The following is a 15,142-nucleotide window of genomic DNA, read 5'->3' as shown; positions in this document are numbered from 1 at the left end:
GACGGGCCCGCCGAAGGAGGAGACAGATGCCCAGGTACTTGTTGCTCAAGCACTACCGCGGGGGCCCGGAGCAGCACCACGAGGTCATCCCGATGGACCGGTGGGCGCCCGAGGCCGTCGACGCGCACATGGCGTTCCTGCGCGAGTGCGGACGCATGCTCGAGGAGACCGGCGAGCTGGTCGACGCGCAGGCGCTCCACGAGGAGCGCGTCTACGTCCAGTACGCCGGGAAGGACGCGCCGCCGGTCACCACCGACGGCCCCTACCCGGAGACGAGTGACCTCGCCGCCGGCTGGTACATGGTCGACGTCGAGTCCCGCGAGCGGGCGCTGGAGATCGCGGCGTTCGTGTCCTCGGGTCCCGACCAGCACGGCGGGCCGATGCACGAGTGGATCGAGGTCCGCCAGGTCATGGACGACGGCGTCCCCGACGAGGACTGACCCGCATGGACGAGGACCTGCTGCGGGCGCTGGTGCCCCAGGTGATCGGGGTCCTCGTCCGTCGCGGCAACGACTTCGCGACGGCCGAGGACGCCGTCCAGGACGCGCTCGTCGAGGCGGTCCGGGTGTGGCCCCAGGCTCCGCCCGCCAACCCGCGCGCCTGGCTGGTCACGGTCGCCCAGCGCCGGCTCGTCGACGTACGCCGCAGCGAGGCCGCCCGGCGCCGGCGCGAGGAGTCCGACGCCGAGGAGCCCGCACCGGGTCCGGTCGAGCAGGCCGACGACGCGCTGCTCCTGCTCACGCTGTGCTGCCACCCGTCGCTGTCGCCCACGTCGGCGGTGGCGCTCACCCTCCGCGCGGTGGGTGGCCTCACGACGGCGCAGGTCGCCGACGCCTTCCTCGTCCCGCAGGCCACCATGGCGCAGCGGATCAGCCGGGCCAAGGCGACGATCCGTGACGTCCCGCTCGACCGGCCGGGCGACCTCGCCGCCGTGCTGAGGGTTCTCTACCTCGTCTTCCACACCGGCCACCGCGGCCAGGTCGACCTGGCCGCCGAGGCCATCCGCCTCACCCGCCAGCTGACCCTGGCCAGCCCGGAGCCCGAGGTGCGGGGGCTGCTGGCGCTGATGCTGCTGCACCACGCCCGCGACGCCGCCCGCTGGGACGAGGGCAGGCTGGTGCCGCTGGACCGTCAGGACCGCTCCCGCTGGGACGCCGCTCAGGTCGCGGAGGGAGTGGCGATCCTCCAGGAGTCGCTGCGGCACGGGGAGCCGGGGGAGTACCGCATGCAGGCCGCGATCGCGGCGCTCCACGACGACGCCGCGTCGTGGGAGGAGACCGACTGGCACCAGGTCCTCGGGTGGTACGACGACCTGGTGGCGCTCGCGGGCAACCCGATCGCCCGGCTGTCCCGCCTCGTCGCGCTCGGCCACGTCGAGGGGCCGGAGGCGGCCCTCGCCGAGCTCGCGGGCCTCGACGCGGAGTCCGGCGACACCGCCCAGCACCACGCCGTGCGCGGCTACCTGCTCGAGCTGGCCGGCGACCGCGACGCCGCAGCGACGGCGTACGCCCGGGCTGCGGGCCTCGCGACCAGCGCGCCCGAGCGTGACCACCTCACCCGGAGTGCGGCGGCGCTGCGGTCGTAGGTTCGTGGAGCGCGGGCCCAGCGTGGAAGAATGCCGGGACCGTCGTACCCGCTCACGTCGTCGCGCAGAAAGTCGCCCGTGTCCCTGAAGAACGCGCCCCAGCCGGGCCAGACCGATCCGGCGATCATCCGCAACTTCTGCATCATCGCCCACATCGACCACGGCAAGTCGACGCTGGCCGACCGGATGCTGCAGCTGACGGGTGTCGTCGACGAGCGTGCTGCGCGGGCGCAGTACCTCGACCGGATGGACATCGAGCGCGAGCGCGGGATCACCATCAAGAGCCAGGCCGTCCGGATGCCGTGGACGGTGCCCGTCGACAACGGCGAGGCCGCCGAGCCGGGGCAGTACGTCCTCAACATGATCGACACCCCGGGCCACGTCGACTTCACCTACGAGGTGTCGCGCTCCCTCGAGGCCTGCGAGGCCGCCGTGCTGCTGGTCGACGCAGCTCAGGGCATCGAGGCGCAGACGCTCGCCAACCTCTACCTCGCCATGGGCGCCGACCTCCACATCATCCCGGTGCTCAACAAGATCGACCTGCCCGGCGCCATGGTCGACAAGTACGCCGCGGAGCTGGCCGGCCTGGTCGGCTGCGAGCCGGAGGACGTGCTGCGCGTCAGCGCCAAGACCGGTATGGGCGTCGCCGGCCTGCTCAACGAGATCGTGCGACAGACCCCGGCCCCCGTGGGAGACGCCGACGCGCCCCCACGCGCCCTGATCTTCGACTCCGTCTACGACACCTACCGCGGCGTGGTCACCTACGTCCGGGTCATCGACGGCAAGCTCACGCACCGCGACCGGATCAAGATGATGTCGACCGGCGCCGTGCACGAGATGCTCGAGGTCGGCGTCATCAGCCCCGAGCCCGTCAAGGCCGGCGACCTCGGGGTCGGCGAGGTGGGCTACCTCATCACCGGTGTGAAGGACGTCCGTCAGTCCCGCGTCGGTGACACCGTCACCAGCCAGCACCACGGCGCGACCGAGGCACTGGGCGGCTACAAGCACCCCAACCCGATGGTCTACTCGGGCCTCTACCCGATCGACGGCGACGACTACCCGACGCTGCGCGACGCGCTCGAGCGGCTCCAGCTCAACGACGCGGCCCTCACCTTCGAGCCGGAGACCTCCGGCGCGCTCGGCTTCGGCTTCCGGATCGGCTTCCTCGGGCTCCTGCACATGGAGATCACCCGCGACCGCCTCGAGCGCGAGTTCAACCTCGACCTCATCTCGACCGCGCCCAACGTGGTCTACGAGGTGCTGATGGAGGACGGCTCCGAGCAGGTCGTGACCAACCCCAGCGAATACCCCGAGGGCAAGATCGCCGAGGTCCGCGAGCCGGTCGTCAAGGCCACGATCCTCAGCCCCAGCGACTACATCGGCACGATCATGGAGCTGTGCCAGACCAAGCGCGGCACCCTCCAGGGGATGGACTACCTCTCCGAGGACCGGGTCGAGATGCGCTACACCCTGCCGATGGGCGAGATCGTCTTCGACTTCTTCGACCAGCTCAAGTCGCGCACCAAGGGCTACGCCTCCCTCGACTACGAGCGCTCCGGCGAGCAGGCCGCCGACCTGGTCAAGGTGGACGTCCTCCTCCAGGGCGAGCCGGTCGACGCGTTCTCCGCGATCGTGCACCGCGACGCGGCGTACGCCTATGGCGTGATGATGGCCGGCAAGCTCAAGGACCTCATCCCGCGCCAGCAGTTCGAGGTGCCGATCCAGGCCGCGATCGGCGCGCGCGTCATCGCCCGCGAGAACATCCGCGCCATCCGCAAGGACGTCCTCGCCAAGTGCTACGGCGGTGACATCACCCGCAAGCGCAAGCTGCTGGAGAAGCAGAAGGCCGGCAAGAAGCGGATGAAGAACATCGGCACCGTCGAGGTGCCGCCGGAGGCCTTCGTGGCGGCGCTCTCCACCACGCAGCCGACGGAGAAGACGAAGAAGTAGTGGTCTCCATCGTCCGCAGCGCCGACGTCGCCCCGCAGCCCTGGGCCAACGGCGGCGGTACGACGCGCGGGCTGCTGCGCGCCGACGACGACGCCTGGCGGGTCAGCCTCGCCGGCATCGACGCGGACGGTCCGTTCTCGCCCTTCCCCGGGAAGCACCGGCTGCTCACGGTCGTCGAAGGCCCGGGGCTCGCCCTCGTGGTCGACGGCGTCGAGCAGGTGGTCGAGCCGCGTCGCCCGTTCGCCTTCGACGGGGATGCCCAGGTGGTCGCGTCCGTCCCCGAGGGACCCGTGCGGGTGCTCAACGTGATCGCCGACCCGGCCGTGGACGCCTTCGTGACCGTGCTGGAGCTCGGGCGCACCTCGTCGATCCCGCTGGCCGAGGACCAGGCCGCGCTGGTGCTCCAGGGCCGCGCGTCGGTGCACGGGGACGAGGCGTTGGCGTACGACCTGGTCGTGGGGCCCGCGGTCGTGACCGGTCGCTGCACGCTGGCCGTCGTCACCCTGCAGCGGGGCTGATCGCTACACCTGCTCGCGGGTGAGGGTCACGTCGGTGACCGTGATCCCCAGCCCGGCCTCCAGGGCCGCGACCGGTGCGTCCAGCTCGGCCCGCCGGGGCCGGCGGGTGCCGGCGAACCACACCACCTCCATCGGCCGCCGCCGGGCGGATCCGGTGGCTCGCCAGTAGCCCGTGATGCGGCCGTCGACGAGCAGCGGTGGCAGCACCATCCCGTTGGCCCCGCTCCACAACCGGCGCAGGTGGTCTGGATGGGCGAAGCGCTCGCGGGCCGTCGGCTCGTAGGCGCACATGAGGGCGTCGAACTCCGGCAGCAGCCGCACCCCGCCGAGGGACGTGGGGGCGGGGGCATCGGGCAGGTCGACGTACGTGCGCCCGTCCGGTCCCTCCTCGCCGACCAGGCCGAGCCCGTCGAGGACCTCGTCGACGACCCGGAGGCCCAGGCCGGACCACCAGGCGAGGTCGTGCCGCGAGGCGGGGCCGTGACAGCGCAGGTGGAGCAGGACGGCGTCGGTCGGGGTCGCAGGCACCCGGGGCGCCAGGGTGCGGTAGGCCGGAGCACCCTGTCCGGCCCAGTCACCGTTGACCGGTCGGCGCACGAGCCCGCCGTGGCCGAAGGCGAGGTAGCGCCCGACCTGCTGTCCGGCGACCTCGTCACGCCCCTCGTGGGCGAGCAGCCACGCGTGGAGGTGCGCCTGCAGCTCGTCGGTGCTGCGCCAGTCGGCGGCGAAGGTCTCGGTGTCGGACCAGAGGTCCTCCAGCCTGCTCCGCTCGAGCTGCAGGAGTCGCTGCCACAGGGTGCGCTGGCCGACGCGGGTGACGGCGCCGAGGGCGGCGTACTGCTCGGGGGTGGCGGTGTGGACCGTGCCGCGGATGGTGCTGCCCCGCACGACCGTCCCTGCTTCGTACGCCGCGCTGACGGCGTCGCGGGTCACGCCCGGGAAGCGGGCGGCGAGGCCGAGGAACGGCGAGCGCGCCGTCTGGGACTGGACCGGCCCCATGGCGTCGAGCATCCCGGAGACGTCGGTCGGTCGCTCCGGGAACTGGCGCGCCAGCGCCCGCCCGGCCAGGTCCTCCCACGTCAGTGCCACGGCCCCACGCTAGGGGGCGAGGCGGACCGTCGCTGTCCTCAGGCGGAGGGTCGCCACCCCGGGTCGCGACCCAGCCGCGCGAGCAGGCGGTCGGTGGTGGAGGCGTCGTCGGGCACGGGCACGGGGTCGGCGCAGACGCCCTCGGAGTGGAGGGCGTCGCCCCAGCCGTCGGCGGTGGCGTGCAGGGACGCCGCCTCCTCCTCGCTGACGGACCAGTCCTGGCCGGTGGCCCGCGCCACGTCGGAGCCGTGGACGACGAGGTCCCAGCCGTAGAAGTCGGCCATGGTGGCCGCGATCGTCGTGCGGCCGAAGTAGCCGTCGTACTCATGCTCGGCGACGTCGTCCTGCGCCAGGACACCGGCGACGGCGGTGGCGTGGGCACGCCAGGCGGCGGCGGGGTCGGACCCGTCCGGGGACTCGCCCACCTCGTGGCCCTGCCGGGCCAGGAAGTCGCGCTCGGTCTCGATCGTGTGCGCCACCACGTCCCGCACGGTCCACCCCTCGCAGGGGGTGGGGGCGTCCCACTGCCGGTCGGCGGCCTCGAGGATCGCCGCGAAGGCATCGGCGCGGTCGGTGAAGTGCTGGGCTGTCGCGTTCGTCGCTGTCTCGGTCATGGCCCCACGCTCGCAGGCCGGATGTCGGTGGCGCTTGTGATAATCCGACACATGGCAACCACCGGGAGCGCGCGACCCGTCGACCCGGTCGACCGGGCCCACCTGACCGGCGTCACCCGACCGTCGCCGCCCATCCACCGCTACGCGCCGTCACCGCACCTCGTCGACCTGGTGGACCGCTACTGGATCCCGGTGTGGTCGCTGCCGGAGCCCTCGACGCAGAGCACGCTGCAGCACCCGGTCTGCCTGGTCGTGGTGAGCAACACCTACGCCCGCCTGTACGGCGTGGTGCGGGGGAGGTCGAGCGTCACCCTGGAGGGCGACGGCTGGGCCGTCGGCACGATGCTCACCCCGGCCGCGGGTCGCCTCCTGCTGGGTCGGTCGGTGGCCACGGTCACCGACGCCCATCTCGACCTCGGCGAGGTCGGCACCCTCGACGCGGAGGCGCTGACGACGGAGGTGCGGGCCGCGATGGCGGCCGACGCCCGCGACCCGTCCGCCCACGCGCGCGCGATCGCCGCGGTCGAGCAGCGGCTGGAGGAGCACCTCCCGGTCGACGAGCAGGGCCTGCTCGTCAACGAGCTGGTCGCCTGGCTGCGCGACCACCCGGAGGTCACCCGCGTCGCCGACCTGGCCGAGCACGCCGGACTGTCCGAGCGCAGCCTCCAGCGGCTGGTCGAGCAGCGCGTGGGCCTCAGCCCCAAGTGGCTGATCCAGCGCCGGCGGCTGCACGACGCCGTCGAGGCGCTCAAGGCCGGGGAGTCGTCCCTGGCCGACATGGCCGCACGGCTGGGCTATGCCGACCAGGCCCACTTCACCCACGACTTCCGCACCGTCACCGGGATGACCCCGGGCGACTACCTGCGTGACCAGCCCCGGTCGTGACCCGCCCGGGAGGCGTCCTCAGACTCCCCTCAGCCGGACCACCCACACTGGTGGTCGGCACCAGCAGGGAGCACCCATGACCAGCACCTCACTCACCCCCCGAGCCCACCAGCTCCTCACCCGCATCGAGGAGTGGGCGCACCGGGGTCCCGTCCGTGCCGTCGTCGTCAAGGTCGGCGTGAGCGTGCTGGGCCCCCTCGTGGTGCTGGCCGGGGTGGCGATGCTGGTGCTCCCCGGACCGGGCCTCGTGGTGATGGCGCTGGGGACGGCCCTGCTGGCCCTCGAGTACGACTGGGCCCGCCGCGCCCTGGTGGCCTGCGGACGTCTCCTCGACCGGGGGCGCCGCGCGGTGCTCCCGAAGGACGCCTCCGCCGGCCGTCGCGCCCTCGGCGTGGCCACCACGGTGGCCGTGCTGGTCGCGACGACCGGCATCACCGCGGCGTTCTCGACGTACGTCGGGACGACGCTGGTCTGACGGACCCACGTCGACGAGCATGCGGGCTACCGCCTGACCCAGGGCCCGAAGGTGCGGCGGTCCGGCGCCCAGTCCGTGGCGCCCGTCGTCTCGTCCTCGAACCGCACGGCGACCCGGACCTTCCTCGGGTCCTCGAGACAGCGTCGCGGGATCCGGAGCGACACCGGCGCGTCGGAGAAGATGTCGGCTCGAGCCCGCATCCCTCGGCACCGGACCGACCGGGAGGGACGATCGCCGAACGAGCGCACGAGGCCCAGCGAGTCGTCGAAGTCCGAGTTGGCCCGGAACGAGACGTGGTAGTTGGGGCGGGGGCGGGGGCCGGTGTCGATCCAGAAGGCATAGACCTGGCCCGCCGCCAGCGGGACGACCGACCGGACGCGCACGGTCACCGAGTCCCGGTGGACGACCCGCACGCGGGAGATGTCCACGGAGGTCGAGTCCCCGACGGGGTCGTCGAACACCCTGGTGTCCGCCATCCCCGGCGCCGGCAAGGCCGTCAGCAACACACCCAGCATCCCCAGGGACAACCCGCGGAGGGTCCACCTCGTTGCGTGCATGCGCGTCCCCGTCCACGAAGGTGTCCTGTCGACCCCATGGTGGGGCGTGAGGGCGCCTCGCGGGGCCCCGGGTCGTTCCTTTACCGCATCACGATGACGCGGGCATCACCATGTCCCGCAGGGCCGAGGCCCCCGCCATCTGCCCGGCGTACGCCGCTGCGAGCACCGACGCCATGGGCATCGGCAGGTCGGCGACGTGGGCGAGGTCGCCGGCGGCGTACACACCTGGGACGCTGGTCTGCCCGAAGAGGTTGACGGCGATGCAGCCGCTCTCGCGCATCTCCAGCCCGAGCTGGGCGGCGAAGGGCGCCGCCTGCTCGTAGGCCGGGTGCGCGAAGAGGCCGTCCACGACGACCGAGGCGGAGCCCGACGAGACGCGCAGGCCGGCCGGCGTCATCTCGACCGACGTCACCGGCGGGACCACCTCCACCGAGCCGACGATCGGGCCGAGCATCGTGACGAGGTGGCCGACGGCGGGGGAGTCCTGGATGGCGACCCGCCGGCCGCTGAGCTCGTGGCCGTGGCAGAAGGGACACATGTGGACCGTACGCCCCCACTGCTCGGCGAAGCCGGGGACGTCCGGCATCACGTCGCGCAGCCCGGTCGCCAGCACCACGGTGCGCGACTCCACGACCGACCCGTCGGCGAGGGACGTCGCGAAGGTGCCGTCCTCACGCCGGTCGACCGAGGCGGCCGCCAGGTCGCGCACCTCCACGGAGTCGTACGCCGCGATCTCACCGCGGACGATGGCGCGGAACTCGGCCGGGTCCCGGCCGTCGTTGGTGACGATGTTGTGCATGGCGTCGACCGGGGCGTTGCGGTAGGTCCGCGAGTCGAGGAGCAGGGTGGGCCGGTGCATCCGGCCCAGGGTCAGGGCGGCCTGGAGGCCGGCGGGGCCGCCTCCGATGACGAGTGCGTCGTACATGTCTCTCCCACGGTTCTCGGTGTCGGGCTTGCCAGGTGGGACCAGCCTGTGACTTCATGTTGGGATGAAGTCAAGTCGTGGTCGCAGCTGGTCCGTCGGAGAGGTGGCGGAGCGCTTCGGGCTGCCCACCAACGTGCTGCGGCACTGGGAGTCGGTGGGGTTGCTCGAGCCGGCGCGCGACAGCGCCGGGCGTCGTCGCTACGTGCTCGACGACGTCTCGCGGGTGGCCGCGATCCAGCGGAGCAAGGACGCCGGGATGACCCTCGACCAGATCGCGGTGCTCCTCGACGCCGGTGCCCCGGAGCGGCACGCGGTGCTCCGGGCGCACCTCGACGACCTCGACCGGCGGATGGAGCAGATGCGGATCTCCAAGGAGATGACCGAGCACGCCTTCAGCTGCCGGGCGCACGACATCTCCGCCTGCCCCGGCTTCCAGCGCCACGTCAGCGACCTGGTCGCCGCCTTCGACCCGCCGGCGTGAGGCTCACATCTGCTCGGGCGTCTCGATCCCGAGCAGCTCGAGCCCCTGGGAGAGCACGGCGAGGGTGAGCGCGGCCAGCGAGAGCCGTGACCGGCGCAGCTCCGGCGTCGCGGCCTTGAGCACGGAGCAGTGCTCGTAGAACGTCGAGAAGTCCTGCGCCAGGTCGAAGAGGTGGGTGCAGAGCCGGTGCGGCTCGAGCGTGTCGCCCACCTCCGCGACGACGGTGCCGAAGCCCAGCAGCCGCAGGGCCAGCGCCCGCTCGGCCGGCTCGCCGAGGGTGATGGCCGCGGCGTGGGCCGGCTCGACACCCGCCGAGCGGAAGATCGAGTGGATCCGGGCGGTGGCGTACTGGAGGTAGGGGCCGGTGTTGCCGACGAAGGCGAGCATCCGGTCGAGGTCGAAGACGTACTCCGAGTCGTGGCCCACCGACAGGTCGGCGTACTTCACCGCACCGATGCCGACCATCGGTGCGATCGCGGCGCGCACCTCCTCGGGCAGCTCGGGCCGGCTGGCGTCGATCTCGCGGCGGGCGTTGGCCTCGGCCTCCTCGAGGAGCGCCATCAGCCGCAACGGGGCGCCGGAGCGGGTGCGCAGGATCTTGCGGTCCTCGCCCAGGACGTTGCCGATCTTCACGTGCACGACCTCCACGTGGTCGGGCAGCCAGCCGGCGAGCCGTGCGGTCTCCCAGACCATCTCGAGGTGCAGCGCCTGCGGTGCCCCGATGACGTAGAGGCAGCGGTCGGCACCGAGCCGCTCGACCCGGTGCCGGATGGTCGCGAGGTCGGTGGTCGCGTAGCCGTAGCCACCGTCGGACTTGCGGATGATGAGCGGCACCGGCTTGCCCTCCCGGCCGGTGTAGCCGTCGAGGAAGACGCACAGCGCGCCGTCGTTCATCGTCGCCAGCCCGGCCGCCTCGAGCTCGTCGCAGATCCCGGCCAGTTCGGCGTTGTACGTCGACTCGCCGGCCAGGTCGTCGTCGGTCAGCGTCACGCCGAGCGTCGAGTAGATCCGGTTGAAGTAGTGGCGGGACAGCTCGACCAGCTCGGCCCACAGCCGCAGCGTCTCCTCGTCACCGGCCTGCAGGGAGACCACCCGGGCACGGGCCCTCGTCGCGAACTCCTCGTCGCCGTCGAACTCGGCGCGGGCCGCCTGGTAGAACGCGTTGGGGTCGCTCTCCAGCAGCCGTGCCTCGTCGGAGTCCTCACCGACGGCCAGCAGGTGCTCGATGAGCATGCCGAACGGGGTGCCCCAGTCGCCGATGTGGTTCTGCCGCACCACCCGGTGCCCGAGGTGCTCGAGGGTGCGGGCCAGCGCGTCGCCGACGACGGTCGTGCGCAGGTGACCGACGTGCATCTCCTTGGCGACGTTGGGGGCGCTGTAGTCGATGGGGACGACCTGCGCGGGCTGGGTCGGGACCCCGAGCCGCGGGTCGGCGGCGAGGTCGGCCAGCAGTGAGGTGATCCACGCGTCGTCGTACGTCATGTTGAGGAATCCCGGCCCGCTGATCTCGATCCGGGCGGGCAGGTCACCCAGCTCGGCGACGACACGGGTGGCCACGTCGCGGGGCGAGGAGCCCACCCGCTTGGCGAGCGCGAGGGCCGCGTTGGCCTGCACGTCGGCGTACTGGCTCGGTCGCAGCACCGGGTCGGTCCCCTCGAACTCCGGGCCGAGGGCACGCGCGATCGCGGCGGAGACGGCGGGGGAGAGGAGGTCGCGCGGGGAAGCCATGGGACAAGCCTAGGGTTGCGGGCATGCCGCTCCCCATTCCTCCCGGCCTGGACGAGCAGCGGCGGCTCGGCCCCGCCTGGGTGGCCTGGCTGGACCGGCTCCCGCGGCTCGCCGCGGAGGTCGTCGAGGAGTGGCAGCTGGTGCTCGACGGCGCCCCGATGCACGGCTACGCGTCCCTGGCCCAGCCGGTGCGCACTGCCGGTGGGCGACCTGCGGTGCTCAAGGTGTCCTTCGACGGGGACGAGGAGTCCCTGCACGAGGGGATCGCCCTGCAGCGCTGGCACGGTGACGGCGCGGTCTCGCTGCTGCGCGCCGACCCCCACCGGCGCGCGCTCCTCCTCGAGCGTCTCCACACCGAGGACCTCGGCGACCTGTGGGACGTCGAGGCGTGCGAGGTCGTGGCCGGGCTCTACGGCCGGCTGCACGTCCCGGCCCTGCCGCAGCTGCGCACCGTCACGTCGTACGTCGAGAGGTGGGCCGCCGCCCTCGCGCGGATGCCGCGCAACGCACCCGTCCCGCGCCGGCTGGTCGAGCAGGCCCTCGCCCTCTCCCGGGACCTGGTGGCCGACGACGCCAGCACCGGGACCCTCGTCCACGGCGACCTGCACTACGCCAACGTGCTCGCCGCCGACCGCGAGCCGTGGCTGGCCATCGACCCCAAGCCGATGGACGGCGACCCCCACTACGAGCCGGCGCCCCTGCTGTGGAACCGCTGGGACGAGCTGACGACCGGAGGCGGGTCGGTGCGCGACGGGGTGCGGCGCCGCTTCCACACCGTCGTCGACGCCGCCGGGCTCGACGAGGACCGGGCCCGCGACTGGGTGGTGGTCCGGATGGTCCTCAACGCGCACTGGTCGGTCGAGGACGCCGAGCGCGCCGGCCGGGACCTCGACGCCGACGAGCGCGAGTGGATCACCCGCTGCATCGCGATCGCCAAGGCCGTCCAGGAGTAGTCCCGCCGCACCGGGAGGGACCTTCGGCGCCCGGCCGGGGGCACATCTGCCCTCCTCCGTGGCCCCCCGGACCGATATCAAGGGAGTAGGTCAATTCCCACTCCGGAGGTGCGCGATGCGCAAGAAGGTCCTGGTCCTCGGCACGAACTTCGCCGGCCTGACGGCAGCGCTGGCCGTCCGGCACGAGCTGCACGGGGACGTCGACGTGACCGTCGTCAGCCCCGACCGGAAGTTCCTGTTCACCCCCAGCCTGATCTGGTTGCCCTTCGGCAAGCGCGACCGGGACGACATCACCTTCGACGTGGTGGAGACCCTGGAGGACCACGGCGTCGGGTTCGAGCACGCCGCCGCGACCCACGTGGACCCGGTGGCCCGCCGGGTCACCCTCGACGACGGCCAGGTGCTCGGCTACGACTACCTCGTCATCGCCACCGGCTACCGCAACCAGACCGACGTGGTCCCCGGCTTCGCCGAGCACGCGGTCACCATCACGACCCTGGCCGAGGCCGAGCGCACCGCCGTCGCGTGGCAGAAGTTCCTGGAGAACCCGGGTGACGTGGTCGTCGCCGCGACCCAGGGCGCCGGCTGCTTCGGCGCGGCGTACGAGTTCCTCTTCAACACCTCCTACCAGCTCCGCAAGGCGGGGCTGCACAAGGACGTCAAGCTCACCTACGTGACGGCCGAGCCCTTCCTGGGCCACTTCGGCATCGGCGGGCTGCCGCACGGCGAGTCCCTGCTCGGCATGTTCCTCAAGAAGGAGGGCATCGGCACCCGGCTGGCGACGCCCATCGACCACGTCGACGACGGCGCGCTCGTCCTCGGGGACGGCGAGGTGCTGCCGTTCGCCTTCGGCATGGTCGTCCCGCCGTTCCTCGGCCAGGAGTTCCTGCTGGCCAGCACCGACCTCGTCGACGCCAAGGGCTACGTCAAGGTCCGCGACACCTACCAGTCGGAGTCGTACGACGACGTGTACGCCGTCGGCGTCGCCGCCGCGGTCGACGTGCCGTGGCAGACCCCGACCCCGGTCGGGATCCCCAAGACCGGCTACCCGACCGAGACCCAGGCGCACGTCGCGGCCCGCAACATCGCCGCCCAGGTCCGCGGCGAGGAGCCGGGCGACCACAAGGAGTTCGGCGACATCCCGGCGGTGTGCGTGATGGACGCGGGCAACAACGGCGTCATCATCCTGGCCGACAAGATGCTGCCGCCGCGCAAGCACGGCATCCTCATCCCGGGCCCCCAGGCGCACCTCATGAAGCTGGGCTTCGAGAAGTACTTCCTGTGGAAGATGAAGCACGGCCACACCCAGCTCCCGTGAGCCGGAATCCCTGTCCGGGTGGGGCGGGAGCGACCAGTCCCGCGAGTTTGCTACCGCCGCGTAACCGAGTGATCTAGGTTACTCCCCAAGCACGTCACCCCCACCCGACTCAGCGCAGGGAGTCCCATGCCGATCCAGTACGACGCGAGCTTCGTCGACAACCTCAAGCCGAACGTGGCGGTCCTGTTCCTGGACCGCGTCGCCAAGTCCCCTTCCAGCGAGGCCTTCCGCTACCCGAAGGGCGACGCGTGGGAGTCCATCACCTGGCAGCAGGCCGGTGACCGGGTCGAGGCCCTCGCGGCGGGGCTGCTCTCGCTCGGCCTCGAGTCGGAGCAGCGGGTCGGCATCGTGTCCGGCACGCGCTACGAGTGGATCCTGGCCGACCTCGCGGTGATGTGCGCCGCGGGCGCCACGACCACCGTCTACCCGAGCACCAACGCCGAGGACACGGCGTACATCCTCAGCGACTCCGAGTCCCGCTTCGTCTTCGCCGAGGACGACGAGCAGGTGGCCAAGCTGCGCGAGCGCAAGAACGAGCTGCCGCACCTGGCCAAGGTCGTCACCTTCGACGGCACCGCCGACGGCGACTGGGTCATCTCCCTGGACCAGCTGGCCGAGCTCGGTGCCGCCTACCTGGCCGAGCACCCCGGCGTCATCGCCGACAAGGCCGCCGCGATCGCGCCCGAGCAGCTCGCCACCCTGATCTACACCTCGGGCACCACCGGTCGCCCCAAGGGCGTGCGGCTGCGCCACAAGTCGTGGGTCTACGAGGGCGAGTCGATCCGGGTCCAGAACATCCTCGACGAGAGCGACCTGCAGTTCCTGTGGCTGCCGATGGCCCACTCGTTCGGCAAGGTCCTGCTCTCGGCCCAGCTCGCCTGCGGCTTCGCGTCCGCGGTCGACGGCCGGGTCGAGAAGATCGTCGACAACTGCGCCACCGTCAAGCCGACCTTCATGGGTGCCGCGCCCCGCATCTTCGAGAAGGCCTACGGCCGGATCCAGACGATGCAGGCCGCCGAGGGCGGTGCCAAGGAGAAGATCTTCAACAAGGCGTTCGAGGTCGGCCTCAAGGTCGAGGCGCTCAAGCGGGAGGGCAAGTCGGTCCCGATCGGGCTCAAGGTCCAGCACGGGCTCTTCGACAAGCTGGTCTTCAGCAAGGTGCGTGAGCGCTTCGGAGGACGCGTCCGGTTCTTCATCTCCGGTGCCGCCGCCCTCAACCGGGAGATCGCCGAGTGGTTCAACGCCGCCGGCATCGTGATCCTCGAGGGCTACGGCATGACCGAGAACTCCGCCGGGGCCACCGTCAACCACCCCGACGACAACCGCATCGGCACCGTCGGCCGCGCCCTGCCGGGTGCGGAGGTCAGGATCGGTGACGGCGACGAGGTGCTGCTGCGCGGACCGCACATCATGGAGGGCTACCACAACCTCCCCGAGGAGACCCACAAGGCGCTGGACGCCGACGGGTGGCTGCACACCGGCGACAAGGGCTCGCTCGACGCCGACGGCTTCCTCACCATCACCGGGCGCATCAAGGAGCTCTTCAAGACCTCCGGCGGCAAGTACATCGCCCCGCCGGCGATCGAGTCGAAGTTCAAGGCGATCTGCCCCTACGCCAGCCAGTTCATGGTCTTCGGCAACGAGCGCAACTACGTCATCGCCCTGGTCACCCTCGACCCGGACGCGATGGCCGGCTGGGCCGCCGAGAACGGCATGGAGGGCAGGTCCTACACCGAGATCGTCAACAGCGACGAGGTCAAGGCGATGGTCGGCGGCTACGTCGACGAGCTCAACACGCGCCTCAACCGCTGGGAGACCATCAAGAAGTGGGAGCTGCTGGACCACGACCTCACGGTCGAGTCGGGTGAGCTCACGCCGTCGATGAAGGTCAAGCGCAACGTCGTCGAGGACAACTACAAGGACACGATCGACCGGCTGTACGCCTGATCCTCGGACCCGGGCCGGTCCTCGGACCCGGGTCACGGTCTCCTCACAGGGGGCGCACAGCAACGCGACGCTGAATGGGTGTCGGTGGGAGACCACCGGCACCCGTTCGCGTTTCCG

Annotated in this window: 15 protein-coding genes; 10 read left to right on the top strand and 5 right to left on the bottom strand. The window is 71.9% G+C overall.

The window, feature by feature from the left end:
- The first annotated feature begins 26 nt into the window (after positions 1–26).
- From ASG88_RS15605 to ASG88_RS15590, 4 genes are read left to right on the top strand one after another with little or no spacing between them, the layout of a single operon-like run.
- The gene (locus ASG88_RS15605) at positions 27–440 is read left to right on the top strand and encodes a YciI family protein (protein WP_056888371.1); all 414 of its coding nucleotides are present in this window, start codon (positions 27–29) and stop codon (positions 438–440) included.
- Between the two features lie 5 nt (positions 441–445).
- Complete coding sequence (locus ASG88_RS15600; RefSeq protein ID WP_056888370.1) at positions 446–1,585, top strand: RNA polymerase sigma factor; 1,140 nt, start codon at positions 446–448, stop codon at positions 1,583–1,585.
- Positions 1,586–1,615: 30 nt separating this feature from the next.
- On the top strand, positions 1,616–3,535 hold the full coding sequence (gene lepA / locus ASG88_RS15595; protein WP_082600533.1) for a translation elongation factor 4: 1,920 nt from the start codon (positions 1,616–1,618) through the stop codon (positions 3,533–3,535).
- Positions 3,535–4,053 carry a HutD family protein gene (locus tag ASG88_RS15590; RefSeq protein WP_056888369.1) on the top strand — a complete coding sequence of 173 codons (519 nt, stop codon included), beginning with the start codon at positions 3,535–3,537 and terminating at the stop codon, positions 4,051–4,053. The genes lepA and ASG88_RS15590 overlap by 1 nt, the downstream gene beginning before the upstream one ends.
- A gap of 3 nt (positions 4,054–4,056) precedes the next feature.
- Here ASG88_RS15590 and ASG88_RS15585 read toward each other — a convergent pair whose 3' ends face one another.
- Entirely contained in the window at positions 4,057–5,142 is a 1,086-nt protein-coding gene (locus ASG88_RS15585; RefSeq protein WP_056888368.1) for a DNA glycosylase AlkZ-like family protein, read from the bottom strand.
- 38 nt (positions 5,143–5,180) lie between these two features.
- A complete protein-coding gene (locus ASG88_RS15580) occupies positions 5,181–5,756 on the bottom strand; it encodes a TIGR03086 family metal-binding protein (RefSeq protein ID WP_082600531.1) in 576 nt (191 codons plus the stop codon).
- A 51-nt stretch (positions 5,757–5,807) separates the two neighbouring features.
- Here ASG88_RS15580 and ASG88_RS15575 point away from each other — a divergent pair, with 51 nt between their 5' ends.
- A complete protein-coding gene (locus ASG88_RS15575) occupies positions 5,808–6,641 on the top strand; it encodes a helix-turn-helix domain-containing protein (protein WP_056888367.1) in 834 nt (277 codons plus the stop codon).
- Between the two features lie 76 nt (positions 6,642–6,717).
- The gene (locus ASG88_RS15570; protein ID WP_056888366.1) at positions 6,718–7,116 is read left to right on the top strand and encodes a PGPGW domain-containing protein; all 399 of its coding nucleotides are present in this window, start codon (positions 6,718–6,720) and stop codon (positions 7,114–7,116) included.
- A 26-nt stretch (positions 7,117–7,142) separates the two neighbouring features.
- Here the strand turns inward: ASG88_RS15570 and ASG88_RS15565 are convergent, their stop codons facing one another.
- Both ASG88_RS15565 and ASG88_RS15560 read right to left on the bottom strand, forming a co-directional pair.
- Complete coding sequence (locus tag ASG88_RS15565; protein WP_157559770.1) at positions 7,143–7,592, bottom strand: hypothetical protein; 450 nt, start codon at positions 7,590–7,592, stop codon at positions 7,143–7,145.
- Between the two features lie 169 nt (positions 7,593–7,761).
- Entirely contained in the window at positions 7,762–8,598 is an 837-nt protein-coding gene (locus tag ASG88_RS15560) for an NAD(P)/FAD-dependent oxidoreductase (protein WP_056888364.1), read from the bottom strand.
- Between the two features lie 64 nt (positions 8,599–8,662).
- On the opposite strand from ASG88_RS15560, the gene ASG88_RS15555 reads away from it, so the two are divergent.
- Positions 8,663–9,079: a MerR family transcriptional regulator gene (locus tag ASG88_RS15555; protein ID WP_056888363.1), complete on the top strand. Its 417-nt coding sequence runs from the start codon at positions 8,663–8,665 to the stop codon at positions 9,077–9,079.
- Between the two features lie 3 nt (positions 9,080–9,082).
- Here the strand turns inward: ASG88_RS15555 and argS are convergent, their stop codons facing one another.
- Positions 9,083–10,807, bottom strand: coding sequence for an arginine--tRNA ligase (argS, locus tag ASG88_RS15550; protein WP_056888362.1), 1,725 nt, complete (start codon positions 10,805–10,807; stop codon positions 9,083–9,085).
- Between the two features lie 23 nt (positions 10,808–10,830).
- Here argS and ASG88_RS15545 point away from each other — a divergent pair, with 23 nt between their 5' ends.
- From ASG88_RS15545 to ASG88_RS15535, 3 genes are all read left to right on the top strand, one after another.
- Complete coding sequence (locus ASG88_RS15545) at positions 10,831–11,760, top strand: aminoglycoside phosphotransferase family protein (protein ID WP_056888361.1); 930 nt, start codon at positions 10,831–10,833, stop codon at positions 11,758–11,760.
- A gap of 115 nt (positions 11,761–11,875) precedes the next feature.
- The gene (locus ASG88_RS15540; protein WP_056888360.1) at positions 11,876–13,078 is read left to right on the top strand and encodes an NAD(P)/FAD-dependent oxidoreductase; all 1,203 of its coding nucleotides are present in this window, start codon (positions 11,876–11,878) and stop codon (positions 13,076–13,078) included.
- Between the two features lie 126 nt (positions 13,079–13,204).
- Positions 13,205–15,025, top strand: coding sequence for an AMP-dependent synthetase/ligase (locus ASG88_RS15535; protein ID WP_056888359.1), 1,821 nt, complete (start codon positions 13,205–13,207; stop codon positions 15,023–15,025).
- Positions 15,026–15,142: the final 117 nt, after the last annotated feature.

The sequence above is a fragment of the Nocardioides sp. Soil777 genome (assembly GCF_001428425.1).
Lineage (GTDB): Bacteria > Actinomycetota > Actinomycetes > Propionibacteriales > Nocardioidaceae > Nocardioides > Nocardioides terrigena.
This window is presented reverse-complemented; position numbering and strand designations above follow the sequence as displayed.